Annotated in this window: 9 protein-coding genes and 2 pseudogenes; 8 read left to right on the forward strand and 3 right to left on the reverse strand. The window is 55.1% G+C overall.

Going from position 1 to position 9195, the window contains the following annotated elements; all coding sequences use genetic code 11:
* The first annotated feature begins 113 nt into the window (after positions 1-113).
* Both ACJHYR_RS25985 and ACJHYR_RS25990 read left to right on the forward strand, forming a co-directional pair.
* Positions 114-506 (forward strand): cysteine hydrolase family protein, encoded by a 393-nt coding sequence (locus tag ACJHYR_RS25985; protein WP_001351729.1) that lies wholly within the window; start codon positions 114-116, stop codon positions 504-506.
* Positions 507-643: 137 nt separating this feature from the next.
* Positions 644-1528, forward strand: a complete 885-nt coding sequence (locus ACJHYR_RS25990; protein ID WP_000058717.1) for a DMT family transporter — start codon at positions 644-646, stop codon at positions 1526-1528.
* A gap of 31 nt (positions 1529-1559) precedes the next feature.
* On the opposite strand, the gene tet(A) is transcribed toward ACJHYR_RS25990, so the two are convergent.
* On the reverse strand, positions 1560-2759 hold the full coding sequence (gene tet(A), locus ACJHYR_RS25995; RefSeq protein WP_001493765.1) for a tetracycline efflux MFS transporter Tet(A): 1200 nt from the start codon (positions 2757-2759) through the stop codon (positions 1560-1562).
* A gap of 105 nt (positions 2760-2864) precedes the next feature.
* Here tet(A) and tetR(A) point away from each other — a divergent pair, with 105 nt between their 5' ends.
* Complete coding sequence (gene tetR(A), locus ACJHYR_RS26000; protein ID WP_001493764.1) at positions 2865-3515, forward strand: tetracycline resistance transcriptional repressor TetR(A); 651 nt, start codon at positions 2865-2867, stop codon at positions 3513-3515.
* Between the two features lie 31 nt (positions 3516-3546).
* Here tetR(A) and ACJHYR_RS26005 read toward each other — a convergent pair whose 3' ends face one another.
* A complete protein-coding gene (locus tag ACJHYR_RS26005) occupies positions 3547-3789 on the reverse strand; it encodes a transposase (RefSeq protein ID WP_000844627.1) in 243 nt (80 codons plus the stop codon).
* A gap of 117 nt (positions 3790-3906) precedes the next feature.
* On the opposite strand from ACJHYR_RS26005, the gene ACJHYR_RS26010 reads away from it, so the two are divergent.
* From ACJHYR_RS26010 to ACJHYR_RS26025, 4 genes and pseudogenes are all read left to right on the forward strand, one after another.
* Entirely contained in the window at positions 3907-4497 is a 591-nt protein-coding gene (locus ACJHYR_RS26010; RefSeq protein WP_012477564.1) for a plasmid pRiA4b ORF-3 family protein, read from the forward strand.
* 136 nt (positions 4498-4633) lie between these two features.
* On the forward strand, positions 4634-5206 hold the full coding sequence (locus ACJHYR_RS26015) for a recombinase family protein (protein ID WP_001493762.1): 573 nt from the start codon (positions 4634-4636) through the stop codon (positions 5204-5206).
* Between the two features lie 36 nt (positions 5207-5242).
* Positions 5243-6634, forward strand: coding sequence for an ISKra4-like element ISKpn19 family transposase (locus ACJHYR_RS26020; RefSeq protein WP_001493761.1), 1392 nt, complete (start codon positions 5243-5245; stop codon positions 6632-6634).
* A 32-nt stretch (positions 6635-6666) separates the two neighbouring features.
* A pseudogene (locus tag ACJHYR_RS26025) lies at positions 6667-7095 on the forward strand (recombinase family protein); the annotation flags it as partial.
* A 318-nt stretch (positions 7096-7413) separates the two neighbouring features.
* Here the strand turns inward: ACJHYR_RS26025 and ACJHYR_RS26030 are convergent.
* Positions 7414-8070 (reverse strand): quinolone resistance pentapeptide repeat protein QnrS1, encoded by a 657-nt coding sequence (locus tag ACJHYR_RS26030; protein WP_001516695.1) that lies wholly within the window; start codon positions 8068-8070, stop codon positions 7414-7416.
* Positions 8071-8464: 394 nt separating this feature from the next.
* Here ACJHYR_RS26030 and ACJHYR_RS26035 point away from each other — a divergent pair.
* Positions 8465-9081, forward strand: a pseudogene (locus ACJHYR_RS26035) (transposase); the annotation flags it as partial.
* Between the last annotated feature and the right edge of the window lie 114 nt (positions 9082-9195).

A 9195-nucleotide genomic window follows, 5' to 3' on the forward strand; every position in this document is an offset into this window, starting at 1 on the left:
CAGCGCGGCTTGATGAAGGCCGTGGGTGCATCGGCCGGCACCTTGCGCAGGTTGTCGGCGTTCATCTCACGCAGGGTCTGCACGGCTGCCAGCACGCCTTGCGCGGCCGGCCCGTGCTGTTCCCCAACTTTTCGCTCGGCGAAGAGTATGAACATGCGCCGCCGGCGACGAATCGCCAAATCTCACCGTATCTCCCGAGCGGACGATTTCGCACCGGTCTGCCCGTCGAAGGGCTTGCGATCGAACGGGGCGACCTTTTCTATGCATGTCCGCGAGCCAGCGTCTTTTATGGCACGGCGCTCGACGCCGACCTTCGGACGCGCGGCGTAAGCACGCTTGTCATGGCCGGGATAAGCACCACCGGCGTTGTTCTTTCAAGCGTCGCCTGGGCTAGTGATGCGGACTACGACGTGCGTTTGGTCCAGGACTGCTGCTACGACCCGGATCGGGATGCCCACGAAGCTCTGTTGCGTTCCGGGTTCGGCGGACGTGTACAGGTCGTGTAATTTTCGGGCCTCGCATGATCGCGGCCATAGCCGCAGGTGGATTGGTGCGAGGCAGGGCCAGTCCAAGTCAGGGTGCGGTCATCGCGGCGCCTGCAACTCTCAAAAACCCATCGCCGTAGCGGAGGTCTTGTAATCGCATGTCATTACGCACGCCCGATTTATTGTTCACAGCGATAGCACCTGCCATTTGGGGCAGCACCTACATTGTCACCACCCAATACCTGCCGAACTTCTCACCGATGACGGTCGCGATGCTGCGGGCGTTGCCGGCGGGTTTATTGCTCGTGATGATCGTCCGACAGATTCCAACGGGAATCTGGTGGATGCGCATCTTCATCCTCGGCGCACTTAATATTTCGCTATTCTGGAGCTTGTTGTTTATTTCGGTCTACCGCCTGCCGGGCGGGGTCGCGGCGACGGTAGGCGCTGTGCAGCCGCTGATGGTCGTGTTCATCTCTGCCGCTCTGCTAGGTAGCCCGATACGATTGATGGCGGTCCTGGGGGCTATTTGCGGAACTGCGGGCGTGGCGCTGTTGGTGTTGACACCAAACGCAGCGCTAGATCCTGTCGGCGTCGCAGCGGGCCTGGCGGGGGCGGTTTCCATGGCGTTCGGAACCGTGCTGACCCGCAAGTGGCAACCTCCCGTGCCTCTGCTCACCTTTACCGCCTGGCAACTGGCGGCCGGAGGACTTCTGCTCGTTCCAGTAGCTTTAGTGTTTGATCCGCCAATCCCGATGCCTACAGGAACCAATGTTCTCGGCCTGGCGTGGCTCGGCCTGATCGGAGCGGGTTTAACCTACTTCCTTTGGTTCCGGGGGATCTCGCGACTCGAACCTACAGTTGTTTCCTTACTGGGCTTTCTCAGCCCGGGGACCGCCGTGTTGCTAGGATGGTTGTTCTTGGATCAGACGCTGAGTGCGCTTCAAATCATCGGCGTCCTGCTCGTGATCGGGAGTATCTGGCTGGGCCAACGTTCCAACCGCACTCCTAGGGCGCGTATAGCTTGCCGGAAGTCGCCTTGACCCGCATGGCATAGGCCTATCGTTTCCACGATCAGCGATCGGCTCGTTGCCCTGCGCCGCTCCAAAGCCCGCGACGCAGCGCCGGCAGGCAGAGCAAGTAGAGGGCAGCGCCTGCAATCCATGCCCACCCGTTCCACGTTGTTATAGAAGCCGCATAGATCGCCGTGAAGAGGAGGGGGCCGACGATCGAGGTCAGGCTGGTGAGCGCCGCCAGTGAGCCTTGCAGCTGCCCCTGACGTTCCTCATCCACCTGCCTGGACAACATTGCTTGCAGCGCCGGCATTCCGATGCCACCCGAAGCAAGCAGGACCATGATCGGGAACGCCATCCATCCCCGTGTCGCGAAGGCAAGCAGGATGTAGCCTGTGCCGTCGGCAATCATTCCGAGCATGAGTGCCCGCCTTTCGCCGAGCCGGGCGGCTACAGGGCCGGTGATCATTGCCTGGGCGAGTGAATGCAGAATGCCAAATGCGGCAAGCGAAATGCCGATCGTGGTCGCGTCCCAGTGAAAGCGATCCTCGCCGAAAATGACCCAAAGCGCGGCCGGCACCTGTCCGACAAGTTGCATGATGAAGAAGACCGCCATCAGGGCGGCGACGACGGTCATGCCCCGGGCCCACCGGAACGAAGCGAGCGGGTTGAGAGCCTCCCGGCGTAACGGCCGGCGTTCGCCTTTGTGCGACTCCGGCAAAAGGAAACAGCCCGTCAGGAAATTGAGGCCGTTCAAGGCTGCCGCGGCGAAGAACGGAGCGTGGGGGGAGAAACCGCCCATCAGCCCACCGAGCACAGGTCCCGCGACCATCCCGAACCCGAAACAGGCGCTCATGAAGCCGAAGTGCCGCGCGCGCTCATCGCCATCAGTGATATCGGCAATATAAGCGCCGGCTACCGCCCCAGTCGCCCCGGTGATGCCGGCCACGATCCGCCCGATATAGAGAACCCAAAGGAAAGGCGTCGTCGCCATGATGGCGTAGTCGACAGCAGCGCCGGCCAGCGAGACGAGCAAGACCGGCCGCCGCCCGAAACGATCCGACAGCGCGCCCAGCACAGGTGCGCAGGCAAATTGCATCAACGCATACAGCGCCAGCAGAATGCCATAGTGGGCGGTGACGTCGTTCGAGTGAACCAGATCGCGCAGGAGGCCCGGCAGCACCGGCATAATCAGGCCGATGCCGACAGCGTCGAGCGCGACAGTGCTCAGAATTACGATCAGGGGTCTGTTGGGTTTCACGTCTGGCCTCCGGACCAGCCTCCGCTGGTCCGATTGAACGCGCGGATTCTTTATCACTGATAAGTTGGTGGACATATTATGTTTATCAGTGATAAAGTGTCAAGCATGACAAAGTTGCAGCCGAATACAGTGATCCGTGCCGCCCTGGACCTGTTGAACGAGGTCGGCGTAGACGGTCTGACGACACGCAAACTGGCGGAACGGTTGGGGGTTCAGCAGCCGGCGCTTTACTGGCACTTCAGGAACAAGCGGGCGCTGCTCGACGCACTGGCCGAAGCCATGCTGGCGGAGAATCATACGCATTCGGTGCCGAGAGCCGACGACGACTGGCGCTCATTTCTGATCGGGAATGCCCGCAGCTTCAGGCAGGCGCTGCTCGCCTACCGCGATGGCGCGCGCATCCATGCCGGCACGCGACCGGGCGCACCGCAGATGGAAACGGCCGACGCGCAGCTTCGCTTCCTCTGCGAGGCGGGTTTTTCGGCCGGGGACGCCGTCAATGCGCTGATGACAATCAGCTACTTCACTGTTGGGGCCGTGCTTGAGGAGCAGGCCGGCGACAGCGATGCCGGCGAGCGCGGCGGCACCGTTGAACAGGCTCCGCTCTCGCCGCTGTTGCGGGCCGCGATAGACGCCTTCGACGAAGCCGATCCGGACGCAGCGTTCGAGCAGGGACTCGCGGTGATTGTCGATGGATTGGCGAAAAGGAGGCTCGTTGTCAGGAACGTTGAAGGACCGAGAAAGGGTGACGATTGATCAGGACCGCTGCCGGAGCGCAACCCACTCACTACAGCAGAGCCATGTAGACAACATCCCCTCCCCCTTTCCACCGCGTCAGACGCCCGTAGCAGCCCGCTACGGGCTTTTTCATGCCCTGCCCTAGCGTCCAAGCCTCACGGCCGCGCTCGGCCTCTCTGGCGGCCTTCTGGCGCTCCTGCTGCGGCGTCCGCTCGTGGGCCGTGGCGCGGGTCCGCGCGCCGGCCTCGTGCGCCTGGCGCTCGCGGGCGAGGTCCAGGGCGGCCGTCTTCACGTTCTGCCTTGCGCAGATGAGATAGGAGAGCATGAAAAACCTCGGGGCAGCCATCGAATGATGCCATCTACAGGGGTTAAAATAACCACCATCATTTCATAACAATACCTGCTGACTATGAAGATCTACGTCATCAAAATAGCAGTTCATGGAGTCAGTCCGATGGTCTGGCGTCGGCTGAGAATTGCTGCCGACACGTCACTGGCCGCGCTTCACTTCATTTTCCAGATAGTGCAGGGCTGGGGGGACGACCATCTCCATCAATTTCACATTTATGGCAAAGATTACGGTATCTCCTACGAAGGAGGCATCGGTTTTGTCGATAATCCGTTCCGGGTCGTGATTGATGATTTTGCTTTTGATGCTGGCGATCGCTTTACCTATGAATACAATTTCTTTGAGCACTGGCTTCATGACATTCGTGTTGAGGCCATTTATGAAAACTCTACGCTGAAAGCGCCGTTTTGTATAAGCGGCCATGGTATGCCCGGAGCCACAGCTGCGGATGAGTTCGATAAAACCCTGGCGTTTCTTGAAGCTATCGTTAATGCGGATGATGAAACAACGGTCGGCGAGATCCGCCCTTTTGCTGACGACCTGGATGCTGTCAGGTTCAACCGCCACAAAATCAACCGGCAACTGAGCAGGCTCGACCTTGCATCTCCGGTACTGGAGCCTGAAGTTATCTGGCTGGGCCGTCGTCGCTGACTGATGTCTATAAAGGTATACGTTTTCAGCATGCCTCTCAGATCCCCGAAAAAATGTCTATAAACCTCCCTAAATCAGTGTTTATGGATTATTCTTTAAATCTCTATGATGTTTAAAGACCTTCCGGAGGTTTTGCGTGCAATATGCCTACATCAGGGTAAGCTCGGCCGATCAGAATACGGCCCGTCAGGAAGAGGCATTGTCAAAGGCGGGTTTTCAGCCTGATAAAATTTGTGTTGAGCATGCCAGCGCGAAGGACACAAACCGCCCGGGGTTACAGGAACTCCTGGGGCAATTACGCCCTGGTGATACGCTTCTGGTTCATTCCATCGATCGCCTTTGCCGGAATATGTCGGATATGTGCGCTGTCACCACCCGGCTTCGTGACCAGGGCGTTACCCTTATTTTTCTGAAAGAGCAGCTGACGTTCAGCGCCGGCACAAACAATCCGATGCAGGAACTGCAGCTGCACATGATGTCGGCATTCAGCCAGTTTGAACGAGCCTTACTGAAGGAAAGGCAGGCCGACGGCATCGCCGCGAAAAAAGCACGGGGTGAAAAAACAGGGCGCCCCGGCGCCGATATCAAAAAGATCCAGGAAATTGACGCACTCAGAAGCAGAGGGGTCAGGCTCAGGATCGCCTGCGACCATGCGGGCCTTGGCGTTTCCACATATTATAAGCTTCGTCACCAGATGAACAACCAGTAGCCGGGAGATAGTCATCCACCACAGCAGGAGGCAATGATGCAACTGACGCTCCAGATAGTCATCACCGATGAATCAGGCTCCAGTCGAACGGAGGAACTGATGACAATCCAGAAATCAGGGGAGACCCGGAACGACATCGGATTATCGGTGTCAGAATCCAAGCTGTTGCTGAATACGGTCCAGCAGTCGGTGGTCCAGCTGCAGGCAGACGAATATACTCAACACCATATCCGGTGCCCTCACTGCCTTGCTGCGCGCAGAATCAAAGGCAAACAGAAAATACGGTACCGGACGCTGTTTGGCGTTATTCCGGTATCCGGGCTTCGGGTGTACCGGTGCCGTTGTGAAGAGAGTGATACAAAGACAGTCAGTTTGCTCAGCGACTGGGCCGGCGATTATTCTCACCCGGCACTGAAATATATTGAAACCCGCTGGGCCTCGATGATCTCCTATGAAATGACGACTCGTCTGCTGAAAGATATTCTGCCGGTGGGCCACAGCCTGAATGCCTCAACGGTGAGGAATCATTTATGCCAGGTGGCGCAGCGTCTTGACGCTGAGGCTGAAGCTCATTCAGGTTTTCTTTCCGGCTGCCCCCGCGACTGGGGGAACCTGCCCAGGCCAGGAAAACCGCTTGTGGTGGGTATAGATGGTGGTTATGTTCGCGATCGGGATGACAAAAAGCGTAATTTTGAAATTATTGCCGGGAAGTCTTTTTCCGTTGGTGCGCCTGCTGACACCCGCCGCTTCGGTTTTGTTCAGAAGGATGACTGTCATCCGGAACGCAGGCTCATGACCCACCTTTCAGCGCAGGGAATGCAGGCCAACCAGCAGATATTTTTTCTGTCCGACGGCGCGGATAATCTCAGGGACCTCCAGTTCGGTATGTACCCTGAGTCAACGCATGTGCTGGACTGGTTTCATATCACCATGAGGCTGAAGGTGCTCATGCAATATGCCCGGGGACTGCTGGTATCAGATCCAGAGGCGGGGAGTAAAGTTCTGGCACTGCTGGAAAGCATTAAACGATATCTCTGGCATGGCAATGTTGTCGCTGCGCTGGAACATATTGATAATTGCGTTATGTATTGCGATGACCCTGAACTCAGCTATCCTAGCCTGAAATCCCTGCAAAAACATCTGGATGAAATGTATACCTACATCCGGAATAATAAGATGATGATCCCAAACTACGGCGAAATGCGTCGGTACGGAGAGCCGGTATCAACCGCGTTTGTGGAATCCACGATCAATGAAGTGATCGCCAGACGAATGGCCAAAAAGCAGCAGATGCAGTGGAGCAGAAAAGGGGCTCATTATTTGTTACAGACCCGGACCGCCGTTTTGAATAACGAACTGCAGGATAAATTTGTCTGCTGGTATCCGGGTTTTCAAAGTGACGGGAAGGGACCAGCGATGGCAGCATAGCTCACGCTGCCCCAATATTTTTTATGCTCTCGGTCGTATGGAAGCTGGACCGCCTCGGTCGTGATCTTCGTCATCTCATTAATACAGTGCACGACCTGACCGCGAGGGGGACCGGTCTGAAAGTGCTGACCGGTCACGGGGCGACTATCGACACAACAACGGCCGCTGGCAAGCTTGTCTTCGGTATCTTTGCCGCACTGGCGGAGTTTGAGCGCGAACTGATTGCTGAAAGAACGACTGCAGGTCTGGCATCAGCAAGAGCCCGTGGGCGGAACGGCGGCCGACCTTATAAAATGACGCCAGTCAAACTGCGACTGGCAATGGCATCAATGGGACAATCAGAAACAAAGGTCAGTACGCTATGCCAGGAACTTGGGATAACCCGGCAAACTTTGTACAGGCATATTTCCCCTGTTGGTCAACTGCGGGCGGACGGGATCAAGCTGCTCAACCGTGGATAATTTGAACGGACGGAAAAATCTGGGGTTCCGGCGTAGTACCCCTATCACCTCCACATTTTTGCAACAGTGCCTTATAAATGGCAGCCTTATGTTTACTTGCCAAGATGGGCTACCATATGATGTTTTATACTGAGCAATATTAATATTATCTTTAATGGAAAAATTAAGCCCACTAAGTGACCCACTGCTATATGGCTCTATTGTGAAGACGCCTGAGGGTAAAAATTTATACATGGTTGTCCCTATGTCTATTATTGCAAGGTTGACAATATTATTCGTTTTATAAATTTGAGCGTTTAAAATCACACATCAAAGCAATTAGTCAGGATAAACAACAATACCCAGTGCTTCGAGAATCAGTTCTTGCTGCCAGGCTGCAATTTTGATACCTGATGTATCGACTTTGCGGGGATCTAAACCGTCGAGTTCGGCGTGGCATAAATTGGCACCCTGTAGGCTAAATTGCCCCCAGACATCTTCGGAAAAAACACCTCGACTTAAGTCTGACTCTTTCAGTGATGCACCCGCTAGGTTCGTTCCTATCCAGCGATTTTCAAACAACTCACATTTTTCTAAACAAACCCTCTCCATATTGGCATAGGAAAGATTACATCCAGAAATAAATGCTGAGCAAAAGTACATACGATTACTCACTTGATGGGCAAAGTTTGTTCGGGAAAAGTTGGCACCTTTTAAATCACACGCACGGAACTCTATACCGTAGCAATTGGCATTACTGAAGTTTGCCATCGCAAGTTGGCATTGTTGGAAACTTGCATCACGAAGATCTGCGACATCAAAGTGGCAGCCTTCGATATCACCCTGTTCAATGAACTTGCAGTTGACGAATGTCGTATCACGCAAGTTAGCACGTCGAAAGTCGCTGCGAATGAATGTGCAAGCGGTGAAGGTGAGATCACTTAAGTCTTTATGTGAAAAGTTGTGGTGCCGATATGTATGATTGTAGGTTTCCATGAGTACTCCTTGTTGAAAGGAGGGCTAGACTACCATTATACATATGCCAAGACATTAAAATAAAAGCCTGTTACATCAACACATTACAACCCCTCAATTTACCTGTTTTAAGTGGTCAAATTGGCGCGTAGAGCGCCTATCGCTCTTGCATTGGCACGCGGCCCTGTTGAAAAAAGTTATTCGCTTTAGATAGGGTTAGGAGAGCCGTGCTTCGCCGGTAAAAAATCGGACTATCCGACGCAGGGCGGACTCATCGGCGGAGAAGCAAACTTTGACTATATCTCCCTACACTTGGAAGAGGGCTAGACTGGCCCCATAGATCACCAGACACTTCGACTCTCTTAAAATAAGAGGTAGTCTTGGAACTATGTTTAATACCAGTCAGAACGATAAGATGGTTGAAGTGTTATCAGGACCTGAGCGGCGTCGGCGTCGTACACCGCAGGAAAAAATTGCCATTATTCAGCAGACTATGGAGCCCGGTATGACCGTGTCTCATGTCGCGCGCCTGCATGGCATCAATGCAAACCAGATATTCAAATGGCGCAAGCAATATTAAGACGGTTCACTGACGGCTGTTGCATCGGGCGAGGAAGTGGTGCCGGCCTCCGAACTCGCTGCCGCCAATAAGCAAATTCGCGAACTCCAGCGCCTTCTGGGCAAAAAGACGATGGAAGCCGAGATACTCAAAGAGGCCGTGGAGTTCGGCCGGGCAAAAAAATGGATTGCGCATGCGCCCTCGTTGCCTGGGAACGACGAATAAGCGACGTTTGCAGAAGTCTTAGCGTGTCGCGTGCGCAGTTGAGCATTCGGGTTCACCGGCCATCTGACTGACAGGATCGCAGACGGCAGCCCCGTTCTGACGATACCACCGTATTGTCCCGGATAAACATGGCGGTGGCTGACCTGCCGACGTATGGTTATCGCCGTGTGTGGGCGCTGCTGCGACGGGAGTCGGAGCGGGACGGCCTGCCTGTGGTTAATGCAAAGCGGGTGTATCGCATTATGAGAACGGGCACTGTTGCAAATAGTCGGTGGTGATAAACTTATCATCCCCTTTTGCTGATGGAGCTGCACATGAACCCATTCAAAGGCCGGCATTTTCAGCGTGACATCATTCTGTGG

The organism is Escherichia sp. WS1450, from assembly GCF_046487395.1.
Taxonomy (GTDB): Bacteria; Pseudomonadota; Gammaproteobacteria; order Enterobacterales; family Enterobacteriaceae; genus Escherichia; species Escherichia coli.